This window comes from Vibrio mediterranei, assembly GCF_900088415.1.
In the GTDB taxonomy this organism is placed as follows: Bacteria; Pseudomonadota; Gammaproteobacteria; order Enterobacterales; family Vibrionaceae; genus Vibrio; species Vibrio mediterranei.
In genome coordinates this window covers 107,733-123,857 of sequence record NZ_FLLQ01000002.1, presented here as the reverse complement: position 1 = coordinate 123,857, position 16,125 = coordinate 107,733, and the positions used below count along the sequence as shown (strand labels likewise).

Below are 16,125 nucleotides of genomic sequence, written 5' to 3'. Positions count from 1 at the left end.
CTATTTTCCTACAAATCTCTTAGTACTAGTTTGTCAGCGATATCGCCATCTTTTAGATAGAAAGAACCGCTAACAACTACATAGTCATCACCTCGAACATTCCCAGAAATACATGCTTGGTAAGCATCCAATGATCGAAGCTCAACAGGAGTAGCAATGACTTGGTTGTCGCGAACAATGTTGATGTGCATTTCCTCTTTTTCTCCAACTAAAGCAGAGTAGGGAATACAAAATGAATCCATAGGTGTGCTGGTCTTTGAAGAGACGGTTACGGACTTACCTGGGAACAGGTGTTTATCTTCATTATCCAGTGTGTAAGTCACGGTATAGGTCTGTTTTATCAAATGCGGTAGTGGGGCAATTTCGGAAACATGAGCATTAATCGGAGTTTCCGATTGGTACCAAGAAACGGTTCCAACCTCATTGATATTAAACTGTTCGATCATGTTCTCAGGAACATCGATCTCTACATCTAGTGTGGAGCTATCTTGCATAGTTGCAACGGCTATACCAGGAAGCACTTGTTCGTGAGCTTCAAAATCAACGGTGGCAATCACGCCATCAAAAGGCGCGATTAATTGCGTATAGCGCAGTGTATCTTTAGCACGTTGAATGTTCTTATCTACAACTTTCACCGCTGAAAGGCTGCGCTCGTAACCGCTGGTAGCACGGTCTAAGTTCACGCTGGCGATAGCGTTGTCTTGAGTTGCCTGCTTAACTCGATTGAGCTCAGCTTTAGCGAGTTTATGCGCAGACTGTGCTTCAAGCATTTTTGCTTCCAGCTCTTCAAGTACAACTTGATAATCATGAGGATCCAGCTGGGCAATTACATCGCCTTTGTTTACTGTGTCTCCCGCTTTTACGTGGACTTGGTTTATTGTGCCGGGAATCCTAAAGGCTAAATTTGCTGTTTCATGAGCACGTACAACACCACTAAAGTGCTTGGTGGTGTTGTCCTCTTGGCTATCAAGTTTAATCACTTGCAATGTGGTTTGCTTTGGTGCCGGTTGTTCTAAAACCTTGGCTTGGTTGCACCCTGATAGCGCAACTGAAGCCGCGATACAAAGTGTTAGTGTGTTTAGTTTATTCATAGTAGATAGCTCCGTTATAGTGGAGCTATCTTAATATCGAACAGTGTTCAAATAATCCGTCTCTGGCGAGACTTACTGTCACGAAAATTATGACAATCGATTTAGGCGAGGTATTTCTAACGAAAGGTGCTCAATGAGAACTTTGCTAGCTTTATTCAGTGTTTTAGGTTGAGGGTAAAGCAGCCAACCATCTTCGCTGATTGCCGTTTCCTGTGTCAGCAACGACACTAGTGAGCCTTGCTTCAACTCTCTTTTAATCATCATGGTTGGCAGAAAGCTAATGCCTCTGCCCCTTATTGCTGCTCCTTTAATAAAACCTACACTGTTTGCTATCAAACTCGCTTTAACAGAGGCCGTTCCTGAATCAAAGTGCCAGTGACTATCGATGTCACCATTAGGCCAACGAAAACAAATGCACTTATGGTTGTGGAGGTCTTCTAAGGAATCTAGAGGACCGTATTCTTCGATATAGCTTGGAGAGGCGACTAACGCACGGCGATATTGAATCACTTTTCGGGCGACAATATCTGAGTCAAAGATGGGCCCACCATGAATGGCTATATCTAATCCTTGTTGGAAAATCTCGTTAAAGCCATTACTGATACTACGAATATCGAGTTGAATTTCTGGGTATTTGTCATGAAATTCGAACAAAATAGGCTGCAGCAGATCATAGGTTTCAGGGAGTACGCCTAGCTTTATTTTTCCTGTAAGCATATCTCTAGAACTAGAAAGAGATTGTTGTGCTCGATCGAATAACTCTATGGCTTGAGTTATTTCGTCAAAGTACGTGCTGCCACTATTCGTCAATGACAGATTACGCGTCGTTCGGTGGAATAACTGAGACCCCACAGATTTCTCTAGGTCATTGATTCGTCTGCTGACGTTGGCTCTGGGAAGATCAAGTGCATTGGCGGCGGCAGTAAAACTACCTAACTCCACGACTTTAATGAACAGCTTTAGGTCTGCAATTTTCATATCTGAGTTGTTGGCGATAATAAGGAACAGAAGACGGAATTGTCTAGGGTATGATGGTAATTCAACAATTGGCTGGCATGAGAGGAGAGGATTGATTACCTCATTAATCGAGGGTTTATGAAGAGATTGATATTACCTAAAAGAAGGAAGAGCAAAGAGCGTTGTGAAAGTAAGATAGCTAATTTAAAAAACGGCAGTATGTTTGGCTGCTATTGTCGTGTACGCTGGTCACATACTACCGTTTATTTTTAAGGTGTTATTTTAAAAGGTTTATTTGGCCAAAGGCATTATCTCAAAACCTTGTTTAAAGCTATCTAGCGAACTAGCCAAATCTTTGAGCGTGTTCGCATCACCTTCAACTTGAGCTTTGTTGGACTTAATCAACTCATCAAGCGTAGTTTGACCTAACACCACCTTGGTCAAATCGGATTTGTTGATGCGTAGGGTGGTATCGGTATCTTTCACTATTTCATCGACTTCAAAGCTTGCCATATTGGCGTTAGACACTTCAACGTAATAGGTTTCTTGAACGTCAGGATGAACCACATTCATATTGAATTCTAAACCTAGTGTTTCCGCTTTAGGAGCATTGAGGCGCACGGCGATGAAATCTAGGAAACTCGAAGTTGGAGTGTTGGCGATAACATCCGCCGATGCTACTTTAGTTCCTTCACCGATTTGGTTGGTACGAAGCTCAACCGCAGCTTGTAAATAGCTATTACGCCACGCCATGGTTTCTGACTGATAGCCTTGCTGCTCAAAGCTGTCAGCTAACAACTCGCGTGCTTGTTTGTTATCGGGATTACACATGACAACATCATTGAGCAGTTGAGAGGCTTGTTGATACTCGCCCGCTGCAAAATGTTCTTGGCCGACTTTCATGAAGGTATCGATACCAGCAGCGTTAACATAGGTACATGACTTATCAACTGTAGTCAGTGGATTGGTGTTAACTGGATTCATGTCGTAATAACCTAAATACATGTTCACAACAGCACGAGCATTATGCGAGTAGGACCCGTGGTAACCTCTTGAAGCCCAGTTGTTTTGCTGCGTTTTCGGAATGATCTTGTCGATCTCACGTCCAACATCATTAATGGTGACACCGTGGTTAGCAAGGCGCAGCGACTGATTGTGGACAAATCCATAGTTATCGCGCTGAAGGGTAATGTAGTCGGAAATTTCGTTCCCTTTATCATTCCACACCGGAGCAGAGTGAGCCGCGTGAATACTGTCGACTAATCCAGAGTCTACAAATCGCATTTTTAGCTCTGTCAGGTACTTAGTCCAGATTAACGAGTCACGGACTTTCGCACCGCGGAAGGTATAGATATTGTGTTGGCCGTCATAGGTCAGTTCTGCAGTATGCAGTGTGCGGTATTCTGGGATGTAATGAACAATCTCTGCGGGTGCTTCTGCTCCTGGCATATTGATAAAGTGGAACTCTAGCCCACCAATATCAACGGTTTCTTCTCTTTCTTCAATGTACTGAGTTGGCGCTACGAGCGTAACATTACCTTTTGATAAGCCCATGCCCAGTGCATTATCAACAATACCAGTGACATCGTTACCCAGTTCTGAGCCGTATTGATAAGCTGAACGACGTCCCATTGCGTTGCCCGCTAATACATTTTCGTCCGCCATTTCACGGATGAAATCTACCGGTGCGATAATAGGAGCACCTTCTACAAAGTCACCTGACTCGTAAATACCACGCGAGCCGCCGAAGTGGTCAACGTGCGTATGCGAGTAAATCATACCTACGATGTTATGCTTGCCGTTGATTTTCGGAAGATGCTTTTTCGCAAACTCCCAACCTGCTAGTGCGGTTTCAGCCGTTACCATAGGGTCGTGAATTATGTAGCCTGTTTTTGCTTTGTAGATAGTCATGTTTGAAAGGTCTGCACCACGAATCTGATACACACCTTCAGTGACTTGATACAGACCACCTGACGTAAAGTTCATCTGTGCTTGTCGCCAAATCGAAGGGTTAACCGAGGCCGGGATTTCATCATTATCTAAGTGAGCCATGCGGTTTTTTAGCTCTCCTGCACGATGGTTACCAAACTCGGCTATTAAACCTCGCTTAGAACGATCAAACGCGGTGGTATCTTTCCATGGAAGTGTTTTGGCGAGCGCATTGTTGGCTTCGATAGTGTGTGAAGTTGCTGGTTTACCTTGGTAAGTCTCTACTGACTCGTAATCTGCAAATGCATGTGCAGAAACGATAGATAATACCGAAACAGCTAGAATGGATTTTTTCATAATGGCCTCATTATTTGTGGGCTTTTAGTGTCTGAGGCGCATTGTAGATAGCGAGCTAAGGACCAACAATGAAGTGGGAGCGATAGCTGATATCACAGCGATAAATATCAATATGTCTATTTGTGACAGAATAATGATGTCAGGTGGGACTAATGGTTATGGGAAGCAAGAGAGTGTATGAGGACTAAAAACAACAAACCTCCACTCAATGAACTGAGCGGAGGTAAATGGCGACATAATTGTATGTATGACGCGTAGAACGTCTACTTATATTTCTTAAAAATAATCGATGTATTGATTCCACCAAAAGCAAAGTTATTGCTCATGATGTATTCAGCGTCGATATTGCGTCCTTCGCCGGTGATGTAATCTAATGCACCACATTCTTTATCAAGGCTGTTCAGGTTTAACGTCGGGCTAAACCAGCCAGAGTTCATCATCTCTAAACTAAGCCAGGCTTCAATAGCGCCACAAGCCCCTAAGGTATGACCAAAATAGCTCTTAAGAGAACTGATAGGAATGTTGCCAAAGACATTGGCTGTTGCGTTACTTTCCGCGATATCACCACGCTCTGTAGCGGTTCCATGGGCAGAAACGTAGCCGATCTTATCGGCGGTGATACCGGCATCTCGTAACGCCATCTCCATACAGATTTGCATGGTCTCCATTTGAGGCTGTGTTACATGTGCAGCATCGCAGTTACTGGCAAAACCGATGATCTCGGCGTAAATAGTAGCACCTCTAGCAACGGCGTGTTCGTAATCTTCAAGGATCAATGTCCCAGCGCCTTCGCCAATGACTAAGCCGTCTCTGCTTGAGTCGTAAGGACTCGGCGTAGACTTTGGATCATCGTTTTTTAAGCTGGTGGCAAATAGCGTATCGAAGACGGCCGATTCTGTTGGGCAGAGCTCTTCACCACCGCCTGCAACCATCACCGTTTGATAGCCATGTTTTACAGCTTCAAAAGCATAGCCAATCGCCTGACTTCCTGATGTACAAGCACTACTGGTAGGAATGACGCGACCTTTAAGGCCGAAGAAGAGGCCTACATTGACCGCGGTAGTGTGGGGCATCATCTGAACATAAGTGGTTGCGGTGATAGCTTTAGTACTTTTTTCATTGAGCATCACACCAAACGCACCAATGGCATCGGTACTTCCGGTAGAAGAACCGTAAGCAATACCAGTTTGCCCGTTAGTCAGAATGTCGTTGCCAATAAGTCCTGATTGCAATAATGCATTTTCAGTAGCAACAGTAGCGAGCTTAGAAACACGCCCCATACCGCGCACTTGCTTACGTTTATAATGCTTAGGCAGTTCGAACTGATCAATTGGTGCGGCTAATTTAGTATTCAACCCGTCATATTGCTCGTAACTCGGCATATATTGAGTTGCGTTTTCACAGGCGCGAAGCTTCGGCTCAACCGCCGCCCAGTCGTTGCCAAAAGCAGTAACGCCAGACATTCCTGTCACAACAACACGGCGACTCATACTAGGCCTCCGTTAACAGAGATAACTTGGCGGGTGACATAAGAGGCAATATCAGACATCAGATAGCTTACCAGACCAGCCACTTCTTCAGGCTCACCCATTCTTCGGAGTGGAATTTGTGGCATCGCGTGCTCTTTCACGTGTTCGTCCACCATTCCAGTGTCAATCAAACCAGGTGCTACGCAGTTCACAGTGATCTTGCGCTTAGCCAGTTCTAGAGCAAGCGACTTTGTTGCACCAATGACTCCAGCTTTTGCAGCACTGTAGTTCGTTTGCCCGCGGTTACCCATGATTCCTGATACCGAGGCAAGAGTGACGATTCTGCCGCCTTTGCGTTTTTGAACCATTGGCATTACACAAGGGTGAAGTACGTTATAAAAACTGTCTAGGTTAGTATGAATAACCCCGTCCCATTCTTGTTCTGTCATAGCCGGAAATGCGGTATCTCTAGTAATTCCCGCGTTGTTGACCACGCCGTAGTACGCACCATGCTCTGTAATATCCGCCTCAATTTGCTCACGACATTGTGCACGATTGCTGATATCAAACTGAATCAATCGACCCTTGCCGCCATTGGCTTCGATGGTTGATAACGTTGCTTGAGCGCCTTGTTTATCGCCCATGTAATGCACGGCGACGGTAAAACCATCATTAGCGAGTTGTATAGCAATGGCTTTACCAATACCTTTACTGGCACCAGTGACTAAAACTTGTCGGCTCATTGGGAGTTCCTATTTTTCATTTCTTCTAATTTTTGTTCAGATGGCACGTAAACATTGAGTTGGCATGAAGCAATTTGTACTCCATCAAGCTCAAGCCGGGCAGAAAATACCGCCATTCCACTATCTTCAATCACTTTCTCAGCATAGACATCGAGAGTTTGTCCCTGTTCAAAACGGTCACAATCAACCTGGTAACGTCGGCTACCTAATAAAAAACCGATGGGCGGTGTCTCACCTTTTTGTTTGGAATGAAACCCTGACCAAGCAGCGATAGATTGTGCCATGAACTCAATACCAACGTATGCAGGAGTGGTCTTAGATTCGTTATCAAAAAACAATTGGTGCTCACCAATATCCACTTGGCAATGCACTGATTCTTCTTGTACATCAATCAAACGGTCCACCAAAATCATTGGTGCATCATGAGGAAGCAATTCGGCGATGTCTGGAAAATTAGTCATTCCATTCTCCAAAAATAAGACTGATGTTGTTGCCGCCAAAGGCAAATGAGTTACTCAATATTGCTTTTCCATTGAGTTTGAGGTCAGTCTCCACAAGGCTAATTTCGATGTCGGATGCTTTGTTTTTGCAGGATTGTTTAGGCAAAGACAAGTCAGATTTGAGTATGTGGTAAGCAATAGCTGCTTCTGTTGCACTGGCTGCGCCAAGTGTATGGCCAGTAAATGGTTTGGTGGAGCTAACTGGCACGTTAGTACCAAAAACACGAGCAATAGCTTTGCTTTCCATACTATCGTTTAACGGTGTCGCGGTTCCATGGGCATTAATATAGCCAATATCTGCAGGGCTTAATTGAGCATCTGCTAGGGCTTTTTGCATTGCTTCTTCCGCACCACGACCTTCCGGGTGAGGCGCTGAGATATGATGGGCATCAGAACTGTCCCCAGCCCCTAGCAAAGCGATTGGCTTGTTATCGGTGTCTAATGGCTGATGACCAAGCAGCATAAAGGCGGCGGACTCACCAATATTGATTCCATCTCGATCTGCATCGAATGGACGACAAAGCGTATTGGATAGCGCTTCTAAGCTATTGAATCCGTTCAGTGTTAGTGCACATAGCGTATCTGCGCCGCCTACAATAACCGCATCTACCAGCCCTGACTTGAGTAGCCGTTTCGCTGTGATGAATACGCGTCCACTGGAAGAGCAGGCTGTTGAAATTGCATAGCACGGGCCTTTGATGCCAAAATACTTAGCAATAAAGTCACTACAGTTACCCAACTCTTGTTTGGTGTAGTGATATTCTTTTGGAAATTGGCCTGTAGCCAGTACTTCAGTGTAAGCCACTTCACCGTCGGAAATCCCAGATGTGCTGGTCCCTACAATGACGGCGACGCGCTCTGAACCATAACGATTAATGGCGGCTCGCACATTGTCTTCTATTTGTTGCAATGCAGAAAGCGCCAATCGATTGTTTCTTGAATCGTAGCGGCTAAGCTCGGCGGGAAGCTCAGGTAGTGCTTCTTTAACGCGTCCTACGACAGTCTCTTTTCCCGAATTCAACAATCCATGGTCGTGTTCCATATGGTTGCAATAACCTTGAGACAAGCTCCGTCTTACACCTTCAGGTGTATGTCCTAGAGCTGAGTGGAACCCGCAATCTTGGATGAAAATGGGTATTGGGGGAATGCTTTGCTTCATACCTATCTATTATTTACTGCCGTTGAGTTGAAAGTTGAGCGTCTGGATTACGATTGAGTACCCCAATTGTTGGTGCTCAAAGTAAATTTTACCACGAAGTGGATCTGGGTTGCTGTAACGGATTGTGATTACCGTAGCCCCCGTCTCATCGATGAGCTGACGTTGTTGCGTGGAATCTTTGATTCGCCAACCTATTGTGCTAAGTGGGGCTTCCCAAGCGCTCTTTGGCCAGATCGTCATCATGAGATTAAACAAAATTTGCTCCGGCTCAGGAACTGTATTCTCCAAACCGTTCAGTACGTTCGCCTCGATATCGTTATTCTGATAACTCAGAGACATAATGCGTGTTCCCCAAGAAGAGAACCCTGCGAGTACAAGTTTGTCTTTACCCACTTGCAGCTGCACTGGCAGTTGTGAGGACTCTGGTCCTTTTGGAGTTTGCCAGGTCGCACTGATCAGTTGACTGGCGCTTAGCTGATACCCTAGCTGAGCTGGAGTCGGCAGTTCAACCGATGTGTTTGGGTTTAATTGCACTTGTGTAGAAGCATCTTGTGGTTGTAAAGCACAGCCTGTCGTCACTAGGAGGAAGAGCGTTGCGATCAACGTACCGATACGTTGCTTTAGCCTATTAATAATCTTTATCGGTGTGTGAGCCAGAGTAGGAGAGAAGGTTAAGGTCATTTCATTTCCTTATTATCAACAATGGCTAAAGGCGAGAGCAGCCAAGCCACGAAAATACCGACTAATACGGTAATTCCGAAGCTGTGAATAGCGTGTGTTTGGCTCAAAGACAGCAAACCGAATGACAATAATGTCGTGATAGCAGAAAGCGTGATCGCTAGTAAGGTACTTTGGCATCGCTGTTGTTCAGCAAAAAACAAGGTGTAATCGATGCCAATACCAATGATTAGAATCAGTGCCAGTAGGTTAAACAGGTTTAATTCTCCACCAGACAACACTGTCACGGCCAACCCTGCAACACATGCGATGAGTGAGGGCAACAGGATTCGTATGCTGTGAGCCAGACCATAGCGCCACACTAAAACGGCGGCGATAACTGCAATGGCAAAACCCAACAACTCCATAATCTTGACTCGGTATTGAGCAAAAAGATCAGACACTTCTTCTGCCTTGTTCAGGTAGGTGATGTTGTTATGCTGGTGGGCTAGCTGTTTAATACTTTCAGCGCTAGACACATCTTTTAGTAAAATCACCGAGGCGACTTTACCTTCGATATCGCCGAGGTATAAGAAACGGATGGGCTCTGATACCGCTTGTTTAAGGTAGTCAGTTAACGTGACTAATTGAGGCTGTTTCGCCATAGGCGGCAACTGACTTATTTGCAGCGCCGCTTTTAATGGCTCGGCTTGATCTGCGTATAAATTCTGAATTAACTTAAAATCTTGCGCTTGTCTTTTCTGCGAAGGAAGGTAGCGGCTTAGACTTTGGTAACCGGTAATCACTTGATTGTGTTGCCACGAGTCTAATTGGGGCTCTAGCGATTCTAAAGTTTGCATCAGCGCTTCATTGTTCTGAGCGGTAACCACTAACATCTGCTGAGAAGATTGCATTCCGGTTAAACCAGAAATAGTAGATTCTTGCTGTTTCAAGTCTGCTGGCATCGCCTGCAACTGATGGATGTCATCGTTATAGCGTACTTTGGTGACAGCGATAGCGCTTAACAGCAAAACAACCAGAGGTAGGCCCAACCAGACACTTCGCTTCTGCCAATAGCCAAGCCACAGCTGACTCAACTTCTGACCCGGTAGAACACGCGGCTGACTTGGTGCTTTTGCTAAAATTGGGTACCACGCGACTACAGTGACATAGGCCGAGATCAGTCCAATTGCCGAGAACAATGCCAACTGTTGTAAGCCGGGGAAAGGGGCAATTAATAAACCTAAGTAACCAATTAGACTAGTGAGTAGTCCAAAAGTGATCGCTACAAAAATATGTTGCAACCCTTTAAGGCTGTTCCAATTATTACCCGCAGCTAAACGGTCAGTAAGAAAGTGAAAGGCATAATCAATAGACACACCAATTAAGCTAGCGCCAAACACTAAGCTAAATAGATGGACCTGTCCAAATATCGCTGTGGTCACTGCTAAAGCAACCAACAACCCTATGGATACTGAGATAAGTGCTAGAGCAAGTGGCACGACACTTCGAAAAACGAGAACAATTAATAGCACTACGCCAACGAGCGAAAATACGCCAATTGTACTGATTTCGGACTTAGCACTGCGAGTACCGAAATCGGCATAAAAAAGTACACCAGTATGTGCAACATCAACGTCAAACTTGTGCTTGAGTTGCTGCTGCCAGTGCTCGATGTCAGGCACGGCTTTCTGCGCCTTCATACTATAAGGCGAGTCATTAAGTTCAGCCGTCACCAGTAAATAGGTTTTGCCTTGATACTCTGTGGTTAGGAAACCGTTCAGCAATTGGAACGCTGAAGAAGAGTGACTCACTTGACTCAAATAGTCGCGAAATAGTAGAAAAGGGTCATTCTCCAATTCGCTACCTGTAACGCCAGAAAATGGGTTGTAAATCGCTTGAATCACTCGTTGTGTTTGGGCGCTAGGGTTAGTGGTTAGTCGCTCTCTTTGATCTTTGGTCAGTTGCTGCCAGCGGTGTTGAAAGTAATATTGAGCCCATTGCTTTTGTTGGTCTTGTGATATTTTCGCAGTGACCGAAGCAAAATAGGGACTGTCTTTCAGTTGTTTAGCAAAAGCGTTTGCAGCGTTGAAGAGAGTTGAGTGCTCTTGTGAGTTACCGTCAGTCGATAGCACAAACACCACTTTGTCACTCATACTGGCTGTCACTTTATTAAATGCACTTTCCGCGATAGGGTTTTGCTGGTTGACGGGGAGTAGCTTTAGAATGTCAGTCTCAATTGGTGAGGTCGCTGAGAATCCCCATTGCTTGATCAGTAAGAAAATAGCAAATACAACGATGCCAGCCCACAATGTGGCCAGTTGATAACAACGTGTTTGAGTGAACTGTAGGCGGCGCATAATGTTAGAACTTGAATTGAGCTTGTTCGGCATCCGTTAAGCTTTCAGGTTGGTAGCTTTGGTTGCTGAAAAGGATGTCGGTTTTATCGCCACGGATCTCTTGTAGCGTTAAGCGCTCAAGGTCGCTTTTTCCACCTAGTGTGATGGTATCAAAAACGGCATTAAGTGGTGCGGCTTTAGGCGTTAAAGCTAAGGTCCATTGACCATTGTCGGCTTTAAACGTCATATCAAATTGCTGCTTAAGCTGGTCGGTATCACCATGAAACACGGCTAGGAATATATGGCTAAAGTAAAATGCCATCGGATTATCCTTTGCTGTGATAACTTGTGCAGGTTGGTCCGCGAAAGTCTGGCGTAACTTGTCTTTTGTTAACACTAACTGCACCGTAAAGGGCACATCTTGCCGCCATAATAAACCGTGCGTTTTATCTAGTGTAAATTGACCCGTTGAAGTTAAAGGTCGGTCAAACATTGCGAGCGTGCGCTTCTGTTCAAAATCGCCACGTACGATAGGATGTTGAGCGAGTTGTTGTTGCAACTCTTCCATTGTGTTGACTTGGGCCAACGCAAAAGGAGAAGCAATAAGCAGTATCACTGTGGTTATAGTTCTTATGACCGAACAATAGCGTCTAACGTGGATATTTTGTCTAATTTTCATTATTGAAATGCCCTTGTTTATGCCATTGCTCAACTTTATCGGTGAAAATAGTTGGAGAGACGAAACACATCTCTTCAGTTTCAATTGCTACCGCAACCTGTGTGGTGTGCGCTTTACACATACGAGCACCAGTTTGTGCATCGTAAATCACGTAGTCGACTCTCAGACGGTTTTCCCACTCAGTTAACTCAGCCGTTACTCGGATCTCATGATTGAAGGGAATGGCTTTAACGTACTTCACTCGGGTATCAATGATCGGCCACGCATAGCCAGAGGTTTGCATGGCACGATAATCGTAGCTGATTTTACTCATCAAAACTCGGCGGGCTTCTTCGAAAAATCGAAAGAAATTCCCGTGATAGATAACGCCCATAGGATCCGCATCTTGAAAAGAGGTAATAATGTTGACCTCAGCCGTAAGCGGATGTTGAATATCAGTCATAACGATTCCTAATACTGTATAAACCCATGGGGTTAACTAAACAATTTAACCAGAGAATGATTTAAGTTGTAACGGTAAATTTAGCTTAATAAAGAGACCAGTGGCGCTGTTGTATGCGCTGCATGAAATGGCGCAATTCCGCTTCTAAAGGACGATCTTCAATGACCATTTCAAACTCACTTAATATGGAGTCTCGAATTGCCTTCAGATTTTCGCTCATATGATGTTCATCTAACTCATTTTGGCGTTTTCTGAGTTCTATGGCTTGAATACCAGCTAACAAAGAAGCCGCGGCAACTTGCTCAGTGAGCTCTAACACGCGTAAACAATCACGAGCAGCAATGGTACCCATGCTGACTTTATCTTGGTTGTGACACTCGGTAGAGCGAGAGAAAACACTCGCTGGCATCGTGTGTTTTAGAGCTTCAGCTGTCCAAGCCGAGATACCGATTTGTACCGCTTTAAAGCCGTGGTTAATAGGCTTACGTTCACCTTCAGCGCCCGTTAGGTTATACGGTAAGCCATTGTTGAACTTGTAATCCATTAACTGTGCCATTTGACGATCAAGTAAGTCGGCGAGGTTGGCAACACCCGTCTTGAGCGTGTCCATTGCCATAGCTATATGTCCGCCATAGAAATGACCTCCGTGCAGTATGCGTTCGTTATCACCGTCAATGATCGGGTTATCGTTGGCGCTGTTAAGCTCGTTTTCAATCAGCTGTCGTAACCAAGGCAGAGAGTCTTGAACAACACCAATGACATGCGGTGCGCAGCGCAATGAATAGCGGTCTTGCAGACGGTCACTGTTACGAGGCGGTCGCTCAGCCTGAAGATCATCACGTAGCCACGCTGCAATTTGCTGCTGACCTGGGTGCGGTTTTACAGCAAATAGTGCTTCATCAAAGTGGAAGTCATTGCCGTGGATCCCCACTGAAACCATCGCAGTGATCTTGGTGCACAGTTGTGCAAGGTATTCTGCACGCTTATACGCCAAACAAGCGAGAGCAGTCATCACAGAGGTGCCGTTCATGAGTGCCAAGCCTTCTTTTGGCCGCAGCGTGATAGGCTTGATGTTCAGTTCGTCAAAGACGTCTTTAGTCTCACGAATCTCGCCTTTATACAGTACATCTCGTTCACCGATAAGGGCCGCGGCAAGGTAAGACAGCGGTGTTAAGTCACCACTGGCACCTACAGAACCTTCTTGAGGAATTCTTGGTGCTATATCGTGATTAATCAGCGTTGTAATTTGGTTGAGTAGATCGTGAGAAACGCCAGACATCCCCTGTGCTAGCGAGCATAAACGGGTCGCAAGAACTGCGCGAGATTGTTCGTGAGTGAGTATGTCGCCCAAACCACAGCCGTGAAAACGAGTTAAATGAAGTGGCAGCTCATCGACAAGGTTTGGTGGAATAGCAATAGTACATGAGTCGCCATACCCTGTGGTTACACCGTAAATAACACCTTCTTCTTTAAGAAGACGTTCTAAAAAAGCCACACTGCGGTCAATTTTGGCAACATACTCAGGAGCGCTATTCATACTAGCCGTTGCGCCAGCAGAAATGGCGACGACGTCTTCGATAGAAAGGCGCTCTGCGCCGAAGGTGATGTTATTTTTCTTGGTCATTGTGCTTACTTAACGTCCAAAAGTTGAAAAAGTTGTACCACTGTAGTGGCGACTTTACGGCATAGTGCTCTAGGCGGTTCGCATACCGCTGGACAACGTGTTCCAAAGCGTCTTGTCGATTGTTACGTGGCAAGGCTATTTTGTCACTAAAATGCTCAAAATAGACATTAAAATGTGGTTCTTTGTGGTTATCGTCTCGAAAGCCAAAAATTAGATAGACTGGAGCTTTGAGTACCGACGCCAACATAAACGGCCCTTGAGGAAAAGGAGCGGCTCTATCTAAGAAGTCGGCCCAGACGCAGCGTTGTTCTTTGCTCGTCGATGTTCTATCGCCAACAATAACGACCCATTCGCCTTGCTCGATTTTTTGTTGCAGCATGATCGCCGTATCTGGGCCCATCTGACTGACCTGAATTAGGTTAAGGTCAGAGTTTGGATTAATGGTTCTCATTACTGAGTTAAATTGCTCGGCGTGTTCTGTGAAAACTAAGGCATTAATTGTGATATGAGAATAGCGCTGGCTGAGAGCACGGCACAACTCAATATTACCAAGATGAGAGCCCAGTAATAAAACACCCCGTTGGCTATCAATCAAAGGCTGAAACTGCTCTTGGCCATGAATCGTTAGATTATCTAGAGAGAAATCCCCTTGCCATGCTGCCAGTTTGTCGAGCATGGTATGACCGAACGACAATAGGTGTTTCTGACTGGTTAAATCATCGGGCAAAGCAATGTTGCGACGTTCCGCGTAGTGCCTTAAATTGTCGAGGTATTGCTGCGAAGCATTACGCGCTCGGGCATTGGTTAAATGGTAGTAACCAATAACCATGGGTAAAACGAGATTGAAAGCTCGACGCCCCAGCAAACGGTATACCCAAAGCAAGGTTTTGATGCCGACAATGGTGCCACGTTCTTTTTGCGTTGACCAATGAGCACCAGATTTCTCTGAAGAGCCATGAGGCGTGTTCACATTTTGGTTTTGAAAATGGCGGGCGATCAACTTAGGGCTGCGCGGTAACATGCCAAAGAACAACTTCGTATGCATCGTGCTGATCTTTACGTTGTCCCACAAGGCATCAAAGTGAGAGATGCCACCCTCTGGGTACATAACGCGGGTATCAATAAATTGAATGTCACAACCTTCCCAATACATACGAACCAAGATCTCGATATCAAAATCCATTCGAGTACCGATGTCGTATTGATTGAGAACGTTGATAGTAGCCTCAACTGGATAGGCTCTAAAGCCACACATGCTGTCTTTTATTGACAGCGAAAGTGTTTCAACCCAAACCCAAAAGTGTGTGATATAGCGCCCATACAATCGGGATTTGGGGACGCTACTGTCATAAACCGGTTTGCCTGAAATAAGCGAATATGGCTGGTTTTGTGATGTTTCGATTAAGACAGGTAGTGACTCTAGATCGTGCTGACCATCAGAGTCAATTTGTATGGCGTGAGTGAAGCCAAGCGAACTTGCATGACGAATACCTGCCATCACGGCGCCACCTTTCCCTTGATTTTGTTCAAGGGTAATAAGGTGCACGTCATGAGCGATAGCCACGGCGTTAAGCGCTGCTTTTGTAGTCTGGTTACTGCCGTCGTCGATAAGGATGATTGCAAAGCCATATGGCTTTAACGATTTCACTACACTTTCGACAGTAGAGCCATGATTAAAACATGGTATGAGAAAGCAAGGCTGATACTGACCGTCTTGTTTTTGGATGCTCTCTGCGTGTCCACGTTCTTTGTTGTTACTCACTCGAACTACCTAGTTTCATTTTACCGGAGGAATGCACGACGATGTCTTCTCCAGATATTGACGTATATTTAAACGCTAACTTTTGCGTCTCTTCATTCCAATTCAGAGTCAGTGTGATGATTGCATCAGGCAGAATAGGCTCTTGAAATTTAATCACTTCCATTCCTTTAAATGCAGAAGGAACATTAAGGTACTCAACAGCGTAGTGGAGTGCCCAATCAATTTGAGTTACACCAGGAAGTAAAGGGAAGTGATTAAAGTGACCGCAAAAATCCAGAATATCGGCGTCTGCTTGAATACAAAGCGTTGCAGACGCTGATTGTATATCAGAATTTAGTACGGTCGGTTTTCTTTTTGTCATGGTCGTGTCGGTCTTAGTCTTTTAAATGTAAGTCGTGTAAATGTAAGCAGTGTTCT

At 45.1% G+C, this 16,125-nt stretch carries 14 protein-coding genes; all 14 read right to left on the bottom strand.

Going from position 1 to position 16,125, the window contains the following annotated elements:
• Positions 1 to 8: 8 nt before the first annotated feature.
• Complete coding sequence (locus VME0621_RS06610; RefSeq protein WP_062457436.1) at positions 9 to 1,091, bottom strand: efflux RND transporter periplasmic adaptor subunit; 1,083 nt, start codon at positions 1,089 to 1,091, stop codon at positions 9 to 11.
• 87 nt (positions 1,092 to 1,178) lie between these two features.
• The gene (locus VME0621_RS06605; protein ID WP_038225694.1) at positions 1,179 to 2,069 is read right to left on the bottom strand and encodes a LysR family transcriptional regulator; all 891 of its coding nucleotides are present in this window, start codon (positions 2,067 to 2,069) and stop codon (positions 1,179 to 1,181) included.
• Positions 2,070 to 2,339: 270 nt separating this feature from the next.
• On the bottom strand, positions 2,340 to 4,334 hold the full coding sequence (locus VME0621_RS06600; RefSeq protein WP_062457439.1) for an alkyl/aryl-sulfatase: 1,995 nt from the start codon (positions 4,332 to 4,334) through the stop codon (positions 2,340 to 2,342).
• A 263-nt stretch (positions 4,335 to 4,597) separates the two neighbouring features.
• Positions 4,598 to 5,824, bottom strand: a complete 1,227-nt coding sequence (locus VME0621_RS06595) for a beta-ketoacyl-ACP synthase (RefSeq protein ID WP_062457442.1) — start codon at positions 5,822 to 5,824, stop codon at positions 4,598 to 4,600.
• Positions 5,821 to 6,546: a 3-ketoacyl-ACP reductase FabG2 gene (locus VME0621_RS06590; protein WP_062457445.1), complete on the bottom strand. Its 726-nt coding sequence runs from the start codon at positions 6,544 to 6,546 to the stop codon at positions 5,821 to 5,823. Before VME0621_RS06590 ends, VME0621_RS06595 begins: the two co-directional genes overlap by 4 nt.
• Positions 6,543 to 7,007 (bottom strand): hotdog family protein, encoded by a 465-nt coding sequence (locus VME0621_RS06585; RefSeq protein WP_062457448.1) that lies wholly within the window; start codon positions 7,005 to 7,007, stop codon positions 6,543 to 6,545. Before VME0621_RS06585 ends, VME0621_RS06590 begins: the two co-directional genes overlap by 4 nt.
• On the bottom strand, positions 7,000 to 8,205 hold the full coding sequence (locus VME0621_RS06580) for a beta-ketoacyl-[acyl-carrier-protein] synthase family protein (protein ID WP_062457451.1): 1,206 nt from the start codon (positions 8,203 to 8,205) through the stop codon (positions 7,000 to 7,002). Before VME0621_RS06580 ends, VME0621_RS06585 begins: the two co-directional genes overlap by 8 nt.
• 9 nt (positions 8,206 to 8,214) lie before the next feature.
• A complete protein-coding gene (locus tag VME0621_RS06575; RefSeq protein WP_096443682.1) occupies positions 8,215 to 8,886 on the bottom strand; it encodes a DUF3261 domain-containing protein in 672 nt (223 codons plus the stop codon).
• Complete coding sequence (locus tag VME0621_RS06570) at positions 8,883 to 11,255, bottom strand: MMPL family transporter (protein WP_062457454.1); 2,373 nt, start codon at positions 11,253 to 11,255, stop codon at positions 8,883 to 8,885. Before VME0621_RS06570 ends, VME0621_RS06575 begins: the two co-directional genes overlap by 4 nt.
• Positions 11,227 to 11,880, bottom strand: coding sequence for an outer membrane lipoprotein carrier protein LolA (locus VME0621_RS06565; protein ID WP_231892926.1), 654 nt, complete (start codon positions 11,878 to 11,880; stop codon positions 11,227 to 11,229). Before VME0621_RS06565 ends, VME0621_RS06570 begins: the two co-directional genes overlap by 29 nt.
• A complete protein-coding gene (locus VME0621_RS06560; RefSeq protein ID WP_062457457.1) occupies positions 11,870 to 12,322 on the bottom strand; it encodes an acyl-CoA thioesterase in 453 nt (150 codons plus the stop codon). Before VME0621_RS06560 ends, VME0621_RS06565 begins: the two co-directional genes overlap by 11 nt.
• Positions 12,323 to 12,407: 85 nt before the next feature.
• Entirely contained in the window at positions 12,408 to 13,946 is a 1,539-nt protein-coding gene (locus tag VME0621_RS06555) for an HAL/PAL/TAL family ammonia-lyase (RefSeq protein WP_062457460.1), read from the bottom strand.
• On the bottom strand, positions 13,930 to 15,708 hold the full coding sequence (locus tag VME0621_RS06550; RefSeq protein ID WP_062457462.1) for a glycosyltransferase family 2 protein: 1,779 nt from the start codon (positions 15,706 to 15,708) through the stop codon (positions 13,930 to 13,932). The genes VME0621_RS06555 and VME0621_RS06550 overlap by 17 nt, the downstream gene beginning before the upstream one ends.
• Positions 15,701 to 16,069, bottom strand: a complete 369-nt coding sequence (locus tag VME0621_RS06545) for an ApeI family dehydratase (protein ID WP_062457465.1) — start codon at positions 16,067 to 16,069, stop codon at positions 15,701 to 15,703. The genes VME0621_RS06550 and VME0621_RS06545 overlap by 8 nt, the downstream gene beginning before the upstream one ends.
• Positions 16,070 to 16,125: the final 56 nt, after the last annotated feature.

Coding starts and splice junctions, on each gene's coding strand:
- VME0621_RS06580 (WP_062457451.1), bottom strand. CDS start 8,205: ATGAAGCAAAGCATTCCCCCAATACCCATTTTCATCCAAGATTGCGGG.
- VME0621_RS06565 (WP_231892926.1), bottom strand. CDS start 11,880: ATGAAAATTAGACAAAATATCCACGTTAGACGCTATTGTTCGGTCATA.
- VME0621_RS06600 (WP_062457439.1), bottom strand. CDS start 4,334: ATGAAAAAATCCATTCTAGCTGTTTCGGTATTATCTATCGTTTCTGCA.
- VME0621_RS06570 (WP_062457454.1), bottom strand. CDS start 11,255: ATGCCGAACAAGCTCAATTCAAGTTCTAACATTATGCGCCGCCTACAG.
- VME0621_RS06555 (WP_062457460.1), bottom strand. CDS start 13,946: ATGACCAAGAAAAATAACATCACCTTCGGCGCAGAGCGCCTTTCTATC.
- VME0621_RS06545 (WP_062457465.1), bottom strand. CDS start 16,069: ATGACAAAAAGAAAACCGACCGTACTAAATTCTGATATACAATCAGCG.
- VME0621_RS06585 (WP_062457448.1), bottom strand. CDS start 7,007: ATGACTAATTTTCCAGACATCGCCGAATTGCTTCCTCATGATGCACCA.
- VME0621_RS06590 (WP_062457445.1), bottom strand. CDS start 6,546: ATGAGCCGACAAGTTTTAGTCACTGGTGCCAGTAAAGGTATTGGTAAA.
- VME0621_RS06610 (WP_062457436.1), bottom strand. CDS start 1,091: ATGAATAAACTAAACACACTAACACTTTGTATCGCGGCTTCAGTTGCG.
- VME0621_RS06575 (WP_096443682.1), bottom strand. CDS start 8,886: ATGACCTTAACCTTCTCTCCTACTCTGGCTCACACACCGATAAAGATT.
- VME0621_RS06595 (WP_062457442.1), bottom strand. CDS start 5,824: ATGAGTCGCCGTGTTGTTGTGACAGGAATGTCTGGCGTTACTGCTTTT.
- VME0621_RS06560 (WP_062457457.1), bottom strand. CDS start 12,322: ATGACTGATATTCAACATCCGCTTACGGCTGAGGTCAACATTATTACC.
- VME0621_RS06605 (WP_038225694.1), bottom strand. CDS start 2,069: ATGAAAATTGCAGACCTAAAGCTGTTCATTAAAGTCGTGGAGTTAGGT.